Origin of the sequence: Bacillus sp. A1, from assembly GCF_042296235.1 — a bacterium.
Taxonomy (GTDB): Bacteria; Bacillota; Bacilli; order Bacillales; family Bacillaceae; genus Bacillus; species Bacillus velezensis.
The window spans coordinates 3,746,534-3,766,642 of record NZ_CP141181.1; the positions used below are offsets into that span (position 1 = coordinate 3,746,534).

Annotated in this window: 16 protein-coding genes and 1 pseudogene; 4 read left to right on the plus strand and 13 right to left on the minus strand. The window is 48.4% G+C overall.

The window, feature by feature from the left end; translation table 11 throughout:
- Positions 1-24: 24 nt before the first annotated feature.
- Positions 25-1,002: a YeiH family protein gene (locus tag U2H13_RS18470; RefSeq protein WP_014419144.1), complete on the plus strand. Its 978-nt coding sequence runs from the start codon at positions 25-27 to the stop codon at positions 1,000-1,002.
- 36 nt (positions 1,003-1,038) lie between these two features.
- On the opposite strand, the gene pta is transcribed toward U2H13_RS18470, so the two are convergent.
- On the minus strand, positions 1,039-2,010 hold the full coding sequence (gene pta / locus U2H13_RS18475; protein WP_003151012.1) for a phosphate acetyltransferase: 972 nt from the start codon (positions 2,008-2,010) through the stop codon (positions 1,039-1,041).
- Between the two features lie 256 nt (positions 2,011-2,266).
- Here pta and hemQ point away from each other — a divergent pair, with 256 nt between their 5' ends.
- Both hemQ and U2H13_RS18485 read left to right on the plus strand, forming a co-directional pair.
- Complete coding sequence (hemQ, locus tag U2H13_RS18480; RefSeq protein WP_014419145.1) at positions 2,267-3,031, plus strand: hydrogen peroxide-dependent heme synthase; 765 nt, start codon at positions 2,267-2,269, stop codon at positions 3,029-3,031.
- Between the two features lie 119 nt (positions 3,032-3,150).
- Positions 3,151-3,930: an SDR family oxidoreductase gene (locus tag U2H13_RS18485; protein ID WP_376700571.1), complete on the plus strand. Its 780-nt coding sequence runs from the start codon at positions 3,151-3,153 to the stop codon at positions 3,928-3,930.
- Between the two features lie 16 nt (positions 3,931-3,946).
- Here the strand turns inward: U2H13_RS18485 and U2H13_RS18490 are convergent, their stop codons facing one another.
- From U2H13_RS18490 to U2H13_RS18520, 7 genes are all read right to left on the minus strand, one after another.
- Complete coding sequence (locus tag U2H13_RS18490; RefSeq protein ID WP_376700572.1) at positions 3,947-5,146, minus strand: pyridoxal phosphate-dependent aminotransferase; 1,200 nt, start codon at positions 5,144-5,146, stop codon at positions 3,947-3,949.
- Between the two features lie 12 nt (positions 5,147-5,158).
- Positions 5,159-6,340 carry an MFS transporter gene (locus U2H13_RS18495; protein WP_003151007.1) on the minus strand — a complete coding sequence of 394 codons (1,182 nt, stop codon included), beginning with the start codon at positions 6,338-6,340 and terminating at the stop codon, positions 5,159-5,161.
- The gene (locus U2H13_RS18500) at positions 6,337-7,755 is read right to left on the minus strand and encodes an acetyl-CoA carboxylase biotin carboxylase subunit family protein (protein ID WP_014419149.1); all 1,419 of its coding nucleotides are present in this window, start codon (positions 7,753-7,755) and stop codon (positions 6,337-6,339) included. The genes U2H13_RS18495 and U2H13_RS18500 overlap by 4 nt, the downstream gene beginning before the upstream one ends.
- A gap of 17 nt (positions 7,756-7,772) precedes the next feature.
- Positions 7,773-8,534: a dihydroanticapsin 7-dehydrogenase gene (gene bacC / locus U2H13_RS18505; RefSeq protein WP_014419150.1), complete on the minus strand. Its 762-nt coding sequence runs from the start codon at positions 8,532-8,534 to the stop codon at positions 7,773-7,775.
- Entirely contained in the window at positions 8,531-9,241 is a 711-nt protein-coding gene (locus tag U2H13_RS18510; RefSeq protein WP_003151000.1) for a cupin domain-containing protein, read from the minus strand. The genes bacC and U2H13_RS18510 overlap by 4 nt, the downstream gene beginning before the upstream one ends.
- Positions 9,231-9,845, minus strand: coding sequence for a bacilysin biosynthesis protein BacA (locus tag U2H13_RS18515; protein ID WP_017418682.1), 615 nt, complete (start codon positions 9,843-9,845; stop codon positions 9,231-9,233). The genes U2H13_RS18510 and U2H13_RS18515 overlap by 11 nt, the downstream gene beginning before the upstream one ends.
- A 161-nt stretch (positions 9,846-10,006) precedes the next feature.
- Positions 10,007-11,245: an MFS transporter gene (locus U2H13_RS18520; RefSeq protein ID WP_021494769.1), complete on the minus strand. Its 1,239-nt coding sequence runs from the start codon at positions 11,243-11,245 to the stop codon at positions 10,007-10,009.
- A gap of 222 nt (positions 11,246-11,467) precedes the next feature.
- On the opposite strand from U2H13_RS18520, the pseudogene U2H13_RS18525 reads away from it, so the two are divergent.
- A pseudogene (locus U2H13_RS18525) lies at positions 11,468-12,671 on the plus strand (multidrug effflux MFS transporter).
- A gap of 32 nt (positions 12,672-12,703) precedes the next feature.
- Here the strand turns inward: U2H13_RS18525 and U2H13_RS18530 are convergent.
- From U2H13_RS18530 to U2H13_RS18550, 5 genes are all read right to left on the minus strand, one after another.
- A complete protein-coding gene (locus U2H13_RS18530) occupies positions 12,704-14,122 on the minus strand; it encodes an amino acid permease (protein WP_012118711.1) in 1,419 nt (472 codons plus the stop codon).
- Positions 14,123-14,146: 24 nt separating this feature from the next.
- Positions 14,147-15,829, minus strand: coding sequence for a M20 family metallopeptidase (locus U2H13_RS18535; RefSeq protein WP_376700573.1), 1,683 nt, complete (start codon positions 15,827-15,829; stop codon positions 14,147-14,149).
- Between the two features lie 71 nt (positions 15,830-15,900).
- Positions 15,901-17,448 (minus strand): L-glutamate gamma-semialdehyde dehydrogenase, encoded by a 1,548-nt coding sequence (gene pruA / locus U2H13_RS18540; protein WP_071182133.1) that lies wholly within the window; start codon positions 17,446-17,448, stop codon positions 15,901-15,903.
- A gap of 207 nt (positions 17,449-17,655) precedes the next feature.
- A complete protein-coding gene (locus tag U2H13_RS18545; RefSeq protein WP_003150991.1) occupies positions 17,656-18,942 on the minus strand; it encodes a Glu/Leu/Phe/Val dehydrogenase in 1,287 nt (428 codons plus the stop codon).
- Positions 18,943-19,173: 231 nt separating this feature from the next.
- Entirely contained in the window at positions 19,174-20,109 is a 936-nt protein-coding gene (locus U2H13_RS18550) for a sensor histidine kinase KdpD (RefSeq protein WP_014419157.1), read from the minus strand.

The window sequence follows — 20,109 nt, forward strand, 5'->3', positions numbered from 1 at the left end:
TCAAGATAATGGGAAGTGACTGAGATGAAGATGGTAAAAGGTGTTTCAGTTACCGCAGGAATTGCGTTTGCGGCTTTCTATGTCAGCCGCCTGCCGTTTTTGCATATGTTCGGAATGCTTGTCCTTGCAATGCTGATCGGCATGCTTTGGCGCGCCGTATTCGGACAGCGGGCGGCATTAGAGCCGGGGATCGCGTTCTCAAGCAAATACTTGCTGAAAGCAGGCATCATCCTGCTTGGTATGAGACTGAATCTGGCGGATATCTATCATGCGGGCTGGCACGTATTTGCAATTGCCGTCTGCTGTATGATGTTTGCGGGTGCCGTTGTATACGGACTGTCCCGGCTGTTCCGTATAGATCAGACACTCAGCACGCTGACAGCCTGCGGCACAGCGATCTGCGGAGCGGCTGCCATTGCCGCGATCGCGCCGCAGATCAGATCAAATGAAAATGCAGCCGCCATCAGCGCGGCCGCCGTTTCGTTATTAGGAACCGTTTTTACTGTTGTATATTCTCTTTCTTATCATGTATTGGGCTTTTCTCCTGCGGCTTACGGAGCCTTTTGCGGGGCAACGCTTCACGAGGTGGCGCATGCGGCGGCGGCCGGCAGCGCCGGAGGAAAAGCAGCCGTCGAGATGGCGGTGATCGTCAAACTGACCCGGGTCGCGCTGCTCGTCCCGGCCGCATTCATGCTCGGAATGCGGGCGCGCCGCAGCGGAAAGTCAAAGACGGCTTCTGCCGCTTCACTCCCCATCCCTTGGTTTATCTTCGGATTTCTCGGAATGAGCGCCATCCATACATCAGGCGTCATTTCAGCCGCGCATTCCGAATTTCTTGTTCAAGTGTCTTATGTTTTAATTGGCATGGCGATGGCGGGTCTCGGTTTGAAAGTCCATATATCGGCGTTTCGTCATAACGGCTGGCGGGCGCTCGCAGCAGGCTTGATTGGCTCTCTCTGTTTGTCCCTGTTCGGCTGGGCCGCAGTGACGTTTTTTCTATAAAAAATGCCGGCCCTCGTAAAGGCCGGCTTTTGCGGATTACAGCGCTTGAGCAGCCGTAATTAACGCAAGATTGTAGACGTCTTCCGCATTACATCCTCTGGAAAGATCGTTTACAGGCATATTCAATCCTTGCAGAATCGGTCCGACCGCTTCAAAGCCGCCTAAGCGCTGAGCGATTTTGTAGCCGATGTTTCCTGCTTCAAGGCTTGGGAATACAAATACATTCGCGTCTCCTTTAATGTCGGAGTCCGGCGCTTTTTTCTCCGCGACAGACGGCACAAATGCAGCGTCGAATTGGAATTCGCCGTCCAGCGTAAGCTCAGGCGCTTTTTCCTTCGCAATTTTCACGGCTTCAGCCACTTTGTCCGTCTCATCTGATTTCGCCGATCCTTTTGTAGAGAAGCTGAGCATGGCAACGCGCGGGTCAATGTCAAACATTTGAGCCGTATTGGCGCTTTCAATGGCAATTTCGGCAAGGTCCTGGCTGTCAGGGGCAATGTTGATCGCGCAATCAGCGAATACATATTGCTCGTCACCGCGGGCCATGATGAAGACGCCTGATGTTTTTTTCACGCCTTCTTTTGTTTTAATGATTTGAAGTGCAGGGCGCACCGTATCGGCTGTAGAATGTGCAGCTCCGCTGACAAGTCCGTCTGCGAGACCTTTGTACACAAGCATCGTGCCGAAATAGTTTTCGTCCAGCAAAGCTTTGCGGGCCTGTTCTTCCGTCGCTTTGCCTTTGCGGCGTTCTACGAAAGCCTGAACGAGTTCTTCCATGCCTTCATATGTATGCGGGTCAAAAATGTCCACGCCGTCAAGCGTAAGGTTTAATTCTTTCGCTTTTGCTTGAATGTCTTCTTTATTGCCGACTACGATCGGCTTTAATACCTTGTTGCCCGCCAAGTTGTTGACCGCAACCAGGATACGTTCGTCCAACCCTTCAGGAAATACGATTTTCACATCTTTTCCTGCGACTTTTTCTTGTACTTTTGTAAATAAATCTGCCACGATATACCCTCCTCTATGTTGACAAAAAACGCTTACTTTTACAGCATACTCTTCTTCCAGCTAAATTCAAATAACCAACTTCCATTATAGCGCTTTCAAAAAGAAATCTTATTTTTCTAACTAATTTAATTGACCGTTTGTTCACGGCATAGTTTCTGACACAAGGCTTCGGATTATTCAAGGTTTCTCCACAGCCGAAACGGTTAAACTGTGATATAGTGAAGGCATCAATGAAAAGATATAGGAGTGAAGATACATGAGTGAGCAGCAAAAAACGAACGAAGCCGCCCAAACGCTTGACGGTTGGTACGCGCTTCACGATTTCCGCACAATAGACTGGACGTCATGGAAGATGTTATCCAGCGATGAGCGCCTGTCGATTATTCACGAATTTACGGGACTGCTTGAAAAATGGGGCGTCGCCCAAAAAGAAGGCAAAGGCTCGCAAACCATCTACAGCATCGTCGGACAGAAAGCTGATTTTATGCTGATGATTCTTCGCCCGACAATGGAAGAGCTGAACGAAATCGAGCTTGAATTTAACAAATCAAAGCTTGCTGAATTTACAATCCCGGCTTATTCTTACGTGTCCGTGGTTGAGCTGAGCAACTACCTGGCAAGCGGAGAGGGCGATCCGTATGAAAATCCGCATGTCCGCGCCCGCCTGTATCCTGAGCTGCCTGAAGCGAAATACGTCTGCTTCTATCCGATGGATAAAAGAAGAAGCGGCAATGACAACTGGTACATGCTTTCTATGGATGAACGCAGAAATCTGATGAGAAGCCACGGCTTGATCGGACGGAGCTATGCCGGCAAAGTCAAACAGATTATCACGGGATCTGTCGGTTTTGACGATTACGAATGGGGCGTCACGCTCTTCAGCGATGATGTGCTTCAGTTCAAAAAACTTGTTTACGAAATGCGCTTTGATGAAGTCAGCGCGCGCTACGGCGAATTCGGTTCATTTTTTGTCGGAAACCGCTTGTCTCTCGACACGCTTCCGAAGTTTTTGCACGTGTAACACCCACCCGCCTGTCCGGCGGGTTTTTCCTTTGTCAGAATTTAAATAAAATTTGCTATTTTTATCATTTTTTTTTACGATGTAAAGGAGATTCCATTTTGGTAAAGAGGTGCAGACAGTTGTCAAAACGAACCGCATTTATTATGGGAGCCAGTCAGGGGATCGGCAAAGCGATCGCTCTGAAACTGGCGGACAATGGCTTTCATACCGTCATTAATTCACGAGTTCCCGAAAATATCGAATCGGTAAAAGAAGAGATCCTCGCCAAACATCCGGATGCGGGCGTCACCGTTCTGGCCGGGGATATGTCGGACCAGAAGACGAGAACCGGCATTTTTGAAGAAATCAGATCACAATGCGGACGGCTTGATGTATTGATCAACAACATTCCGGGCGGCTCGCCGGATACCTTTGAAAACTGCGATATAGAGGATATGACAAATACCTTTACGAATAAAACGATCGCCTATATCGACTCTATGAAAACGGCCGCAGCAATCATGAAACAGCACGAATTCGGCAGAATCATTAATATCGTCGGAAACCTATGGAAAGAACCCGGCGCCAATATGTTTACCAACAGCATGATGAACGCCGCTTTAATTAATGCCAGCAAAAACATCGCCATTCAGCTTGCGCCTTTTCACATTACTGTCAACTGTCTGAATCCCGGATTTATCGCCACAGACCGTTATCACCAATTCGTGAAGAATGTCATGAAGCAAAACGGCATTTCTAAAGCGGAAGCGGAGGAACGGATTGCCTCAGGCGTCCCGATGAAGCGTGTCGGAACTGCGGAAGAAACCGCGGCGCTGGCTGCCTTTCTTGCCTCTGAAGAAGCCTCTTATATTACCGGGCAGCAAGTGTCAGCCGACGGCGGCAGCATGAAAAGCATATAATAAAAACATCCCGCTCTCAGCGGGATGTTTCTTGTAATGAAGGAAAGGACAAACCTAGCTTTTGAATCCGCAGCACGAATTCCCTTAAATCGCCCTGTTTTGCCACCATTGATATTCTGACATAACGCTTTCCGCCGCTGCCGAAAATCTCGCCGGGCGTCACGACAACATGGGCATGCTCCAGCAGATAGTCCGAAAACTGGTGTGAAGAATCGAATTCATTCGGAATTTCAGCCCAGACATAAAAAGTCCCTTTCGGTTTTTCAATGCTCCAGCCTAATTCCTTTTCACATAACGCCGTGAAAAAATCAATCCGTTCTTTATATGTGCGCTTCAGACGCTCCGTATGCTCAGGATTTCCTGACAGCGCCGCCGCTGCCGCCTGCTGAAGGCCGCCGAACATGCCGACGAAGACGTGATCCTGAAACTCATTGACCGCCTGAATGATTTTCTCATTCCCCACGGCAAATGCCATTCTCCAGCCTGCCATATTGAAGGTTTTCGAAAATGAATAAAGCTCCGCGCCGACCGTTTTCGCTTCTTTCGCCTGAAGAAAGCTGGCCGGGTTCTGATCAAATTCGAACGCGCCGTATGCAAAATCGTGAATAAGGTGGATGTCATGTTTTTTTGCAAACGCTGCCGCTTTTTCATAAAACGCCTGATCCGCAGTCGCGCCCGTCGGGTTATTCGGGTAATTCAAAAACATCAGCTTGGCTTTTTTCAGGACGGCGGGATCAATCCGCTCAAAATCCGGCAGGTAGCCGTTTTCAGGATGAAGCGGCATCTCATGCAGCTCCGCTCTGGCCATTGTGATTCCCGATAAATACTCAGGGTAGCCGGGATTCGGGACTAAGGCGATATCGCCGGGGTTCAGCAGGCATTGCGTCAAAACGTACAAACCAGCTTTCCCTCCGCCGAACAGCGCGACTTCTGTCTCCGGATTGACCGATACCCCGTACTCTCTCTCATAAAATTCCGCGATGGCTTCTTTCAGAAACGGATAGCCTCTGAACGGGCCGTATCCGTGATACGAAGGATTCAGCGCAGCCTCCCGCAATGTTTCAACGATATGCGGCGGAGTGGGGAGATCGGGATTCCCCTGCCCGAGATTAATGATCTGGGCTCCCGTTTTCTCCATCTCTTTTACCTTTTGAAAAACGAGCGAAAATTCCTGTTTCGGAAGTGTCTTGATGACGTCGGACGGTATGATTTCCATCTGAAAGGCTCCTTATAAATGAATTTGCTCTGATTCGTTATTCCGTTCTGAAAAGGATTTATTGACCAGTTTTGTATGCAGAAACAGCCCGCTGACCAAAAGGACGATAAACGCCATGATGACTGCCGCGTCTACAATGTTGATCAGCATGGAACCGGCGGCGATGCACAATCCGATGGACGCCTCCGCCACCGAAAAGATCCGGCCCTGAATCTGGTTCGCCGCGTTCTCCTGAACTTTGACCTTCGCCAGCACCTCACCGTATTCCATTGCGATAAAGAAAAGAATGGCGGCAATGACTGACACGGCGAAAATCGGGGTAAACAAAAACAGCGCAAGCGAGACGATCGATAACACTGTAAAATACATCAGCCCTTTATTGTTGTTAAAGCCCCATTTGCTGACAAGAGCGGCGCCGATAAAGCCGCCGAAGCCGATACAGAACGTCAGGATGAAATTGCCGATTTCCCCGTCGCCTAAAAAGCGGCTGACAATCGGGAAATAGCTGTAGACGACACCCCACAAAAGCGCCATCGTAATCATCGTGAACATGGCGTTTAACACAAAAGCATTTGTTTTGATTTCCTTCAGGCCTTCTTTAAACGACTGAAAAGCTTCTCTTACGTTTTCTGACTGAATCGGCACGTATTGAAGCTTAATGCGGCTGATGAAAAACGCGGAGACAAGATAGGTCACCCCGTTAAACGCGACGGCAAGCTCCACAGAACCGCCTAACAGAAAAAGTCCGCCGGCTGCAGCGCCGACAATAATCGAAATCGTCGTGGCTTTTGCAAACAAAGTGTTGATATTTTTAATATCCGCTTCTAAAGACGACATGACCGCGAGACGTGCCGGGTTAAAAAACACGCCGCTTCCGTACGAGACAAACAGCAGCGCCAGAAAAAGCAGCGGATATTCGCCTTTCGGGAGAAATGTCAGCCCCAAAAAGATGACACCTCTGATCACATCCGTCCACAGCATGATTTTCACCCTGTCGAGCCTGTCCACGAGAACGCCTAAAAACGGCTGAAACACCATCGGAATGCTGCGGACCGCGATGACGCCGGACGTCACCCAGTAGTCGTGATAGTATGTAGACAAAATGAGCAGGGCCGGGAGAACGCAATAGTCTCCCATAAACGAAAGCGCCTGCCCGAAAAGCAAATACTTAGAGTTCGGTTTCAGCTGTTTCATACCGGTAACGCATACTTTGCAGTCAGCTTCGCCTGCTGCTGAATTTGTTTGATTGATTCGGCCACGTCACCCGAATTGCTTCCTTTCAGCTCGAACGCCGCAATGCTGTTGAACGCTTCGAACAGCCGCAGATCCACGGACGTACCCGCCTCGGCCGCCGAGAAAGAAACGATTTCGGTGTCTCCCTTTAAGACGCCGTCGGGAATGTCAATGCTTTCAATGACGAAATCGACAGCCGTCTCAGGCAGCTGGCCGTTCTCTTTGAAATGCTGAGGATACAAGTGGCAGTCGGCGACATAGCATGGCTCCTGCTCCAATAATCCTTTCGGCAGATCGGCTTCTTTTCCGAAACAGAGAACATCCAATAACAGCTGCGCCATATCGACGCCGAAGACCTTTTTAATATTCGGAATCATGTTCCAGCCCGCAAATCGTGCCGCTGATTCAATCAGTCCGGCTTCCCGGTTTTTCATTAATTTAATCTCTGTATGTGTTGCGCAGTTTTCGAGGCCTAGTCCTTCATTCGCCTTTTTGGCTGCTTCGACGATTTTTCGCTTCGCGTCATCATCCAGGATGGACGGCGTAATATGCGATGTCTCCGTGAATCCGATTTGCGGTGTTTTATCATGAATCGCGACAGGGAAGTATTCCCCGTCGGCCATGATGCCTTCTATGCTGATATAGTCGGAATAACCGCTTGTTTCGTACCAGTCGTCATACTCGCCCTGCAAAAATTCTTCCGCGATAAACGGCGCTTCAAACGTGACCGCTTTCGGTACGTTGATCGACTTCAGGTATTCATTGACTCTGTTAAATTCGGCTTCGGCCGTTTCCATCTCTTTGATAAGCGTCACGCCGATGGAGCTCGCCAGATATGTAGGCTTCAGAATGAGCGGCGTTCCGATTTCCTGAAGCGCGGCGCGGAAATCTTCCAGCGTCGTCACCCGTTTGTTTTTGATGGATTTGACGCCGGCCCGGTTGAAGGCGGCTCTCATTTTGTTTTTATCTCTGGCATTTTCAGCGGCCTGTACGCCCGCTCCCCGCAGGCCGAGACGTTCACACGCTTTTGCCATCGGAGCGATAAACAGTTCATTGTTGGTCGTAATGGCGTCAACCGCGAACATGCCGGCCACCTTGACGATTTCTTCGACTACTTCTTCCTCAGGTTTGTCATGATCTTCATGAGCCCAGTAAATCGAATCGGGATGCTCAAAATCAGCCAGACTCTTAAAATAGTCTTTATCTTTAATGACCGCGACCGAGTATTTTTCAATCAAAGCTGCATGAGAGGCTGTAATTGCAAAAGGCCTTGGAATAAAGCTGACCAGGTTATATTTTTCAGCAGCGCTTTTATAAAACATGTGCGGCGGGCAGCCTCCAAGATCAGCAATGACCAATACTGTTTTTCTCTCCATATGTAAACACTCCTTCTCTATTGTGCGGTGTATCCACCGTCTGCGGTGATCGCGCTTCCGGTCATATAGCTTGATAAATCCGACGCGAGAAACAGCATGACGTTCGCTATTTCTTCAGGCTTGCCGAGTCTCAGCAGCGGATTGACTTTCGCTTTTTCTTTTTTGATTTCTTCAAGCGTGCCTTCGTTGTTTTCAAGGAACGACTTTTCATTCAAAGGTGTGTCAATGATTCCCGGGCACACGCAATTGACGCGGATGTTGTGTTTGGCGTAATCGACGGCCATCGAACGCGTCAGCTGCAATACGCCGCCTTTAGAGGCGTTATATGCGGGAATGTCGGGCCATGCAACGACTCCTCCGACGGAGCACGTGTTAATGATATTGCCCTTGCCGCTTTTGAGCATATACTTGAGCGCGTGCTTGCTCATAAGAAACATGCCCGTCAGATTGACGTTGAGCACCTTGTTCCAATCGCTCAGCTCCATCTCATGAATCGGCGCGACAATTTCGATGCCGGCGTTATTGATTAACACATCCAATCCGCCGAACTTGTCTACCGCTGACCGGATGGCGTTTTGACATGCCGGTTCATCTGTAATATCCGTCTGCACAAAATGCAGCCTGTCATTGTTTTCTTTCCTGATCATCGCTTCTCCCTGCGCCTCATCAATATCCGCGACGACCACATTCGCCTGCTGATTCAGAAACGCCTGAACCGCGGCATAACCGATGCCTGATGCGCCCCCTGTGATGAGGACGGTTTTATCCGTCAGGTTCATGACTCTTTCGCCTCTAATTTTTTCGCTTTTGCTCTGTTATAGCGCGGAGGGAAAAAGATATTGACTGATTTTGAATCTTTTTCAAATCTGTTGATGGCGCCGTGATCTTCTCTCGGATCGCAGAAATAAGCTGTGCCGAATGTCATATCCACTTTGCAGCCTTCAATGGTCATATCATAGCCGCCGCCGATGCAGATGCCGATCTGTTCATTGCGGTGTTTATGAAACGGCATTTCTCCTCCATTGCCCGGAATGTTGGCAAGCATGATTTCCACCCAGTCTTCCACGAAGAACGTGACTTCCATCCCAGGCAATAAGTCTCTCGTTTTAAAAATATTCAAAAAATAGTCCTCGGGGCTTGTGTAGGTTTCACCGGCTTTCAGGCGTTTAATATCAATGGCGATCACTTCTTGATCCGTCTCATTTCTTGCGCCGTGAGGCACGTTAGGAGGCGCGATATAGGCTGATTCCAGCGCGGTCATCTTTCTTGTGACATCTCCGACAGTCATGGACAGCTCGCCGGAAACGACAAGGCCGATTTGGACTTCCTTATGCTGATGCGGTTCCACGTTTGTATGCGGCGGAACGTAAGAAAGCAGAACTTCCGTATCGCCTCTGACGGACGAATATTGTCTTACTCCGTTATCCCATTCTATTAATTTAGGCGTCGGGAAATAAAGTTCCTGCAAATCTTGTTCAGTTTTCATCATGAATCTCTCCTTTTCCGAATAATGACCAGCTCATGGGAATGCTTTTAAATGTTTTGACAAAGTGAAGGCCGTACTTTTGTCTGGCCAGCTCATTTGTCAGCGCGATGTCGGACAAACCGTCCTTCACTCTTTTCGCGGCTGCGCTCGTTGAGTTCACCAGATCAAACGTGACATCTTTACGGGTAAAATACTTAATCAAATTGATAGGAGACGGGTGGGATACGATGACAGCCTTATCAAGCATGTCATCCGTATATTCAAAACCGGGCCGGACAGCCAGGCCGTACATCGGGGTGTCGCACCTGAAAATTTGCAGAAGCTGCAGATCCGGTCTCATGTAGAAGTGCTTAATGCCGTCATACGCGTGAGGCACAATTGTGTATTCCAGCGGACTTTGAAGCGTTTTTTCAATGCACGATTCAAATGTATCATGCAGTGATAATTTACTGTTCACCCCTTGGAGAAGGGTAAAATTGGTGATGAAGTTTTTTGCTGCGTACTCACTGCTTGTCCCTTCAGGACCGAGCGTGTTGATCGTAATCAGTTTAGATATTGAATAAGCCTTGCTTTTCGTTTGAATGCTATTATCCAATATAATCATGAGCACCAACCAATCTGTTAAATTTTAAGTAAATATTATCCATAGACGTTCAAGCTGTCAATATTATTTGAAAATATTGATAATTATTCCTATATATTAGAAAACACCCTATGAAATAGGGTGCTAAAAATTAACATTTACAAAATTATAGAAACTTTATTTTACCGATACAATGATTGGTCGGTCCGATGCTCATATTTTCCATACCTTCTGTATGCGAAAACGCTGAGGACAAAGCCGATGAGGGTGACGGCCGCACAGATAAATCCGACAGCTGCATATCCGTATCCGACGTAGACCGGACCCATGACAGCCGAACCCAAGGTCACGGCCAAATTGGACGCCAGACTGTAAAATGCCATGATTTTACCCCGGCGGCTCTGTGAGCAATCACTTAAAATGGTGCTGAGCAAGGTCACCGTCAGGCTTTGCATCAATCCCCAGACGAATAACCCGATGACCAAAAACGGCATTGATGACGGCGCATAGGCGAGACAGGAAAGCCATATGCTGATCACGGCCAATGCCGCGATCAAAGAGCGCATTTTCCCCGCCTTATCTGCGATTTTTCCGGTGAACACGCTCATGGAAAAACCGATTCCGTACACCATGATCAGCAGCCCTGAAGCTGTATTCCCCCCCGGCAGCACGCGGTGAAGATATGTGCCGAGAAAGGAATACATGCCGTAAAAACCGATCATGTTGCAAAAAGTGATCGTGAGGTATACAGGGACACGGGGCACCTTCAGCGCATCCCGGAAAGTGCCTGCCTGCCGTCCGTTTTCCTCTTCTGTTTTATCCCCATCCGCCGTACTGCGGCGCGCCTCAATGAAAATGAGCGAAGCAACGAGGACAGACATCAGGGCGAAAATCCAAAACGTCCACCGCCAATTCAAAACACCGCCGATAAAAGAGCCGATCGGAACGCCGAAAATCAAAGCGAGCGACCAGCTTGACACGATCAGACCCATCACCTTGCCGCGGTACGCATAAGGCACACGGTCGCCGACCACCGCATATGCTGTCGGCACAAACGCACCCGCCGCAAGCCCGGAAAGCGCCCTGCCCAGAAAGAAGAAAAAGAGATTGTGCGCCAGCGCGCAGATCACCGTGCCGGCCGTAAATATAAGCAGCCCCGCCAGCAGGCTGAGTTCCCGGGAATATTTATCTCCCAGCGGAACGAGAAGCGGAGCGCCGATAAAAATCATCACTCCGTAAATACTGATGGAAAGCGCCAGCACACTGACATCCGAGCTGAAAGCCCGCGCCAAATCCGGAAGCAGCGGAGAAATCACCAGCTCTTCAGAACCGGCGGCAAATACGCCTAATGTCAAAGCAAGCGCGAGACAGATCGGAAATCGGCGTTTCGTTTCGATGTGATCGGTTTGTTTGCTGTTCATGCTCTGTGAACACCTCTTCCGTAAAACTTTTCTACTTTTTGTTGTTTTATAGTTTAGCATCCTTATGTTTCATTTTACATTTCATATGAAAACTAATTCTGATTTTTTATTTACATTCAGATTTTAAATAAAATATTTAGTTTATATTCAACAAATAATATAAAATACGCCGTCCGGTTATGCTATAGTGATAGAATCATTTGTTAAGGTGGGGGTCATGGAATGAATAACGCTGATTCAAAGGCCGCCCGCGCAGGCCTCGGCATGGTACTGATTCTCGGGACGCTCGCTTCATTCGGGCCGCTTTCGCTCGATATGTATCTGCCCGCTTTGCCTGAAGTGGCGGCCGATCTTCATACGACAGCGTCACTTGAGCAGCTGAGCCTGACGTTCTGTCTTTTGGGGCTGGCGGTCGGGCAGATCGTTGTCGGGCCGCTCAGTGATATGATCGGGCGCCGGAAGCCGCTGATTCTGTCATTGCTGCTTTATACGCTGTCTTCTTTATTATGCGCCTTCAGCCCTTCTGTTTCGTTTTTAATTGTCATGAGGTTTATTCAAGGATTCACCGGGGCGGCCGGAATCGTCATCGCACGGGCTTCCGCACGCGATATGTATTCCGGAAAAGAATTGACAGCTTTTTTCTCATTACTGATGCTCGTCAATGGGGCGGCGCCGATTTTAGCGCCGATTACAGGGGGATTTATCCTTCAGTTCGCCGGCTGGAAAATCGTATTTATCGTGCTGGCGGTGATCGGCTGTATCATTTCTGCCGCCGTGCTTACGGCGTTGCCTGAATCACTCCCGCCGGAAAAGCGGACAAGCGGCGGACTCCGGGAGACGCTGATGACGTTTCGCGGCCTGCTTGGCGACCGGATGTTTATGGGATTTGCGCTCAGCCAGGCATTTGTGATGACCGGCATGTTCGCATACATTGCCGGGTCGCCGTTTGTACTGCAAAACATCTACGGCGTATCAGCGCAAATGTTCAGCCTGCTGTTCGCCGTAAACGGTGCGGGAATCATATGCGCCACCTCAAATCACCGGACGGATGGCTAAAACACATGATGAACGGAAGCTGTTTGTCTCCGGGCTGTTGATCGCCGTCATCGGAAGCATCGCTTTGCTTTTATCACTTGCGTTTGGTTTAGGCCTGACGGCGGTCTGCATTTCTTTATTCATCATTGTTTCTTCTGTCGGGATCGTCACGACGACGGGATTTTCTTTGGCTATGCAGAAACAGGAGAAAGGCGCGGGAAGCGCTGCGGCTCTTCTCGGACTCCTGCCCTTTATCGGGGGTGCGGCTGCCGCTCCCCTTGTCGGTATTGCCGGAGAAGAAAATGCCTGGCCGATGGCCGTCAGCATTTTCGGTTTTGAGTTCTGTGCCGTTCTATCCTATGTGCTGTCGGCCAAACGGAAAACAAAGTAAAGCCCGCCGCTTTAAGCGAAGGGCTTTTTTTCTTATCCGGCAGCGCCTTTTTCCGAAGAAGCCGGCTCACGCTTCAGGCGTTTTTTGATACCGAAGTGATAATACGCGTAACAGATGATCATCAGCGGGACGCCGCAGTACAGACCGATACGCTGGTCGGGAATAAAGATGAGACTGATTAAGATAAGACCGTAAACCGAAAATCCGAGAATCGGCACGATCGGATAAAGAGGCGTTTTAAATGCCAGGTCTTTCAGATTTCCTCCTTCAGCGAGAAAGCGTCTCCGGAAAACGAATTGAGAAGCGCAGATTGACATCCACGCGACGACGGTAATCATACCGGAGATGGAAATGAGCCACACATACACCGTTTCAGCCGCGAATACACTTGTCAGCAGGGATAAACCGGAGATAGCGATGGTGATGGAAAGAGCTTTCAGAGGCACGCCTTTTTTCGTCAGTTTCGTTAAGGAAGCGGGGCCCATCTTAGTTTTTGACAGGGACCACATCATTCTGGACGAAGCGTACAGCCCGGAATTCGCCACCGACAGCATGGCGGTCAGAATGACAAAGTTCATGATATCAGCCGCATAGGGAACGCCGATTTTATCCAGCACAGCCACAAACGGACTTTCGATGACGCCTGCCGTTTGGTACGGCAAAATGGACACGAGAACAAACATCGCCAGCACGAAGAAAAACAGCGTCCGCCATATGACGTTTCGGATGGAGCGGGGAAGCGTCTTTTCCGGATTTTCGCTTTCTCCCGAGGCGATTCCGACCAGTTCGGTGCCCTGGAATGAAAAATTCACCATGACAAGGGTAAACAGCACGGCTTGGGCGCCGTTCGGGAAAAGCCCTTTGTCCGTCGTAAAGTTTGACAGATACGGAGCCGTCTGCCCGCCGTTAAAACCGACAAAGCCGAATACCGCAGCGCAGCCGAGAATAATAAACAATACAATGGCCATGACCTTAATGCTGGAAAACCAAAATTCCATTTCCGCAAAACTCCGCGCAGACAGCGCGTTAATGGAAAAAATGACGACGCCGAATACAAGGCACCACACCCAAATCGGAACGGCCGGAAACCACCGCTGCATTAAAATCCCCGCCGACGTCAGTTCAAGCCCCACTGTATTGGCCCAGCTGAATGCGTACATCCATCCGATCGTAAAACCCGTCGACGGCCCGAGAAACTTTGCGGCATACGCCTGAAATGATCCTGCGACCGGCATGGCGACCGCGAGCTCCCCCAAACAAAGCATCACCAGATACATTAAAAATCCGCCGATCACATAAGCCAATATCGCGCCGATCGGTCCCGCTTCACTGATCGTAAAACCGGAGCCCAGAAAAAGCCCCGTCCCGATCACGCCGCCGAGGGCGATCATAAACAAATGCCGGCCCTTCATCGTGCGCTGCAATTCAGTTTGATTGGTATCTCCCTGCATATACATCCCCCTTATTCCGTTATGTCAGCCATTTGTGCGTATGTCTAATCGGTAGCTGTGCAAAAGGTGCATTGTCGTCTGCTGAATGAGCTCCGGCAGCACATGGAATGTGTACGGCTTGTACACGCGTTCCGTCCATTTATGGCCGTCCTTTCCGTATACCCCTATATTGACCGACGGAATATTCAATTCCCTGATTTCTTTAAAAGGAATCGTCCCGATGACATCCCAGCCCGGAAAATTATCGGTAAAGGCGGAGACCTCCTCGTCTGTTTCATGCAGCGATAAAAAGCTTCCGTCCGCTAAATAAGGGAAAAACTTTTTAAAGACGAATGTTTCTCCGGTTGATGCCGCTGTTTTATCGACGGCTTCTTGAATGACATGCTGCAAAAGCCGGTCCCGTGTGCTCTCTTCCTTCAGATAATTGTGCGGAAGGTAAGGCGGCGCATAGAAAATAATGACCTTGGCTCCCTGCTCAGGATCGAGTTTTTGCAGTTCCTCGACGGCTTTAAAGCATCTCATCCGCAGTTCAAGATGTTCATATGTTTTAAATGCCTGCTCGATACACTGCGCCGGGTCTATCCCGCGGCTTCTCAGCCTTTTCAGATAATCTTCCAGACTGTACACTTGAACGTTCCATGACATCTCTTTTTTCGGCAGGCTCGTTCTCTCACAGTATTCGTCGTAATAATCAGATGATTTTCGTTCTGTCTCTTTGCAGGCTTCGTCAGCCACCGCAGTCAGCTGATCCATGACTTCTTTGGCGGTTTTCTCGTAAATAAAATAATTAAAATAGACATAGCTGCTGACGGCGGTCTGCACGTTATACGCTTCCTTGTTGTCACGCAGGTAGAGGCAGGTCGGCGGAAGCACAAGCTCTCCCTCAATGTTTTCCGCCATATGAATATTGTTGTGAATTCTTCTGGTGATTTCTGACGCGATCAAATTCGGGTCGATGCCGGACAGCGTATCTCCGACATGCACCTCCCGCCCGTAAATCGCAAAGCAAGGCAAAAGCTTCCCTGCCGCGCCCGTGTAGATGTACCTTGTCGTGTCACCTTCATACAGCGGGGTGATAAAATCGTTATTAATCGCTGCTAAATAACGAAGCTGCTTTTCTTGTTTCAGCCGTTTTAATTCAGAAATGCTCGTTAAAATGCCGGAATGCTGGCTTTCTTCATCCGGGTTTGCCATGAACAGAATATGGCCCGGCAGCTGATCGCGCCGCTCAGAAAAGTGAAGCAGATTGGCGAGATGAACGGCAATACCGCTTTGCATATCAACCGAACCCCTTCCGAACATCCACTCGCCTGAGCGGGCGTCCCGCTGCACATCACGATCAAATTCATAGTTTGAGAAATACTCCGCGAGACGGTCGGAATCAAAAGCGATATCTTTTAAAGGGCCGAAATCCTCGATGCCGACCGTATCAAGATGAGCGTGATAAATGACCGTATTCAGGCTGTCGCCGTTTCCCTCAATAAATGCGAAAATATTTTTGCGGCCGTAAGGGTCCTCAGGAATCGCCTGCTCCCACACATGTGACGGGTTCTCCTGAAAGTAGGGAAAGCTCTTGATCATATCTTTGATATAGTCGGCTTTTTTTCCTTCTCCCAATGTGCCGTTGATGCTGTTTAACGCTACCAGTGATTTTGTAATGGCTTCTATTTTCTCCTCCGGAAGCATTTTGCTGAGCTGCTGATACATGTTCCATCCTCCTTACCCTAATATAGAGAAAATAGCGCGACTCTCTTTTTCATCGCGCTATTTCCGAAAGATTAATAGGCTTCAGACGTTGTTTTTGCCTGCATATGAAGAATCAGATAGTCAGGTCCTCCGGCTTTTGAATCGGTTCCTGACATATTGAAGCCGCCGAACGGCTGGTATCCGACAATCGCTCCCGTACATCCGCGGTTGAAGTATAGATTCCCGACGTGAAAATCTTCGCGGGCGCGTTCAATGTGCGCGCGGGTTTTCGATAACAGAGCGCCCGTCAGTCCGTAATCGGTATTATTGGCAATCTCAAGCATATGGTCGAAATCACGGGCTTTTGAGATCGCGACGACCGGCCCGAAAATTTCCTCCTGCATCAGGCGGGCGTTTTCATCAACATCCGCAAAAATGGTCGGCTGAATAAAGTATCCTTTTGAATCATCACCTTCGCCTCCCGTCAGGAGTTTTCCTTCTGTTTTGCCGATTTCGATATACCTCATGACTTTATTATAAGATGCTTCGTGGATGACTGGCCCCATGTATGTATCAAAATCTTCCGGACTTCCGACGGTGAGTGATTTTGTTAAAGCGACGGCTTTTTCAACAACTTCATCATAGACGTCCTGATGAATGACCGCACGCGAACCGGCTGAACATTTTTGGCCTGAGAATCCGAAGGCGGAATACACGATTGAGGAAGCGGCAAGATCAAGATCAGCATCTCTGTCTACAAGCACCGTATCTTTCCCTCCCATTTCGGCAATGACCCGTTTCAGCCACTTTTGGCCCGGCTGTACTTTTGCGGCGCGTTCATAGATGCGGCATCCGACCGCGCGGGAGCCTGTAAACGACACAAATCTCGTCTTCGGATGCTCAACCAGATAGTCGCCGATTTCTCCTCCGTCGCCCGGTATGAATTGGAGCACGCCGTCCGGCAGGCCCGCTTCTTTCATCACTTCAACAAATTTCGCCGCCACGACAGGCGCCGCATCCGCCGGTTTCAGCAGTATCGTGTTGCCTGTTACGATGGCTGCCGCCGCCGTTCCCGCCATGATCGCAAGCGGGAAGTTGAATGGAGAAATGACGATTCCCACCCCAAGCGGCTCATAGTGATACTGATTATATTCTCCGTCACGGCTCTTTACAGGAGAACCGTCTTTCAGTTTCAGCATCTGACGGGCATAATACTCTAAAAAGTCGATCGCTTCCGCCGTATCAGCATCCGCTTCCTTCCACGGTTTTCCCGCTTCTTTCACTAGATACGCGGAGAATTCGTGCTTTCTTCTGCGGATGATCGCCGCCGCTTTAAACAGCACATTCGCGCGGTGTTCCGGCCGTACTTTTTTCCATGTTTGAAATGCCTGCAGCGCAGCCTGCATGGCCTTTTCCGCAAGTTCTTTTCCGGCGGCCGATACAGAACCGATCACTTCTTTTTTATCTGCCGGATTGACGGAAATGATCTTTTTATCCGTTTCAATCGCTTCACCGTTGATGATAAGCGGATAATGCTTGCCGAGCTGTGAATTCACATAAGCCAGCGCTTCCTGAAACGATTGTTTATTTGTCTCTTCCTGAAAATTTGTAAATGGTTCGTGTGCGTATGAAACTGTCATTAGAATTCCTCCCCGTATTTTGTAATGTGTGCTCACGCTTAATGAAGATGCAAGAAGCATACCAGCATAGCAATTTGTGATAAAAATAGGAAAATCTTTGCCGAAAGCGGACGAAGCTTGTCCGAACCTGTCAGCTGCAATCTGAAAACGCAAAGAAATTTTGCGATCCGCTATATAACTGATGCAAAATCTCTTTGCGGATAACACTTATACCCAGCCGCGGAACCGGGCCGCTTCAGCCGACTTTCTGATGCCCGTCATATAGGCGGCCAAACGCATATCCACTTTGTGGGTATGCGCTGTCTGATAAATGGATTCAAACGAATTCACCATGACGCTGCGCAGTTTTCCGGCGACTTCTTCCTCAGACCAGTAAAAGCCTTGATTATTTTGCACCCATTCAAAATAAGACACCGTCACGCCGCCGGCGCTTGCCAAAATGTCCGGCACGAGAAGCACGCCTCTTTCATTCAGGATTTTCGTGGCGTCTATCGTTGTCGGGCCGTTCGCCGCCTCCACAATGATTGAGGCTTTAATGTGATGGGCGTTTTCAGCCGTTATCTGATTGGAGATTGCGGCAGGCACGAGAATATCACAGTCCTTTTCCAGCAGCTCCCGGTTCGTTATGACATCAGAGAAGAGATTCGTCACCGTGCCGAAGCTGTCCCGCTTATCCAGCAGGTAATCAATGTCAAGGCCGTCAGGGTCATACAAAGCCCCGTGGGCGTCTGAGATGCCGATCACCTTGGCGCCGGCGTCATGCATAAATTTAGCGAGAAAGCTCCCCGCGTTTCCGAACCCCTGAATGATGATCCGCGCATTTTCCAACGGAATCCCTTTTTTCTTAACGGCTTCCTCAATACAAATCGTGACACCTTGCGCGGTCGCCGTCTCCCGCCCCTGTGAACCGCCGAGAACAATCGGTTTGCCCGTAATGAATCCCGGTGAATCAAATTCTCTCAGGCGGCTGTATTCGTCCATCATCCATGCCATAATCTGCGAGTTGGTATATACGTCGGGAGCCGGAATATCCTTTGTCGGGCCGACGATCTGGCTGATCGCGCGCACATATCCGCGGCTCAGCCGTTCCAGCTCTCCGAATGACATCGTCCGCGGATCACAGATGATGCCGCCTTTTCCGCCCCCGTAAGGAAGATTTGTGATGCCGCATTTTAAAGTCATCCAGATGGAAAGCGCCTTAACCTCTTCTTCACTGACTTCCGGATGAAACCGCACGCCCCCTTTTGTCGGGCCGACTGCGTCATTATGCTGTGAGCGGTAGCCCGTGAAAACCTGTACTGAGCCATTGTCCATTTTGACGGGGATGCGTACGGTCAAAAGCCGCATCGGCTCTTTCATCAGTTCATACATATTGTCAGGATAGCCCAGTTTGCGCAGGGCTTCTTTTATGATCGATTGTGTGGACAAGAACAAATTAAGAACTTCTTTTTCTTCATCTTTCTGATTGCTTTTAGAAAGCGGGTTGGCTGACATGTTTTATCACCTCATCGTATTTTACGTGTAAGCTTCAATTACCGGCAGAACGAAATGTAAGCGCTTTTACACCAAAACCCATCAATCCCTTTCACATTGTCGTTACGCCCCTTTTTATATGCAAGATTCATGCCAGGTTTTTGTGTGTAAAAAAAGAGGCTGTTGTCAGCCTCTCAGATTAAAGAGAAAGGGGATTTGAAGACGTATACAGAAGAAACCTTACTGCATTTATTAAAATTTAATACGTCTTAAACGTACAGAAAACGTTGTTTCTTTGAAGGGGACACTATTTAGAGATATACTTCCTTCCATTTGCTCTACTAATCTCTTAGTAATCGTCAGCCCCAATCCGCTTCCCTGATAATTGGTATTTCTCGAGTCCTCCAATGTGTACATTCGTTCAAAGACACGGTCTTTATGCATTTCATTTATTCCTTTTCCTTTATCTGATATTTCTACAAAAACATCATTATCAGTTATTCTGATCTTTAAACCCACCATCTTACCATCGGAACCATATTGAATTGCATTCGTAATTAAATTATTCAGAACCCTCTCAATTGCATCTTCATCTCCGCTAACAAAGACAGAATCATCGGGTATATCAATCACTACTTCAAATTCTTTGCTGATTAAAATTTCGTAGTAATCCAAAATTATTTTTCGGCTGACTTCACATATGTCAATTCGTGAAGAATTTAATTTTTTATCTCCTGACTCTAATTTTACAAGTTCAAAAAAACGGTTTATTAACGCTAATACCTCGACCGTTTTTAAATTAACTGTTTTTAGTAAACTCATAACCTTTTCCGAAGTCAGACTTTTATCGTTATTTATCATTTCAATATAACCTAGTATAACTGTTAAAGGCGTCTTTAAATCGTGTGAAATATTTGATAACATTTTTCGCATGGACAGTTCAATACTATTGTAGTTCCCTTTGATCTTTTGATTATGGTCTAAAAGACGGTTTATTTGAATTAACAAGGATTTTATATATTTATCTTCCGTGTTAAGCAATAATCTTTCGCCTGTCTCTTCATTAACAACTTTTCGAAGTTTATTTCTTATATATTTAATCTCAGTTCTTAGATTTAATCGGCTTCGGAAAAGAAATATATTTACTGCTGCAGAGCATATGAATAAAATAACCAACATATAAAACAA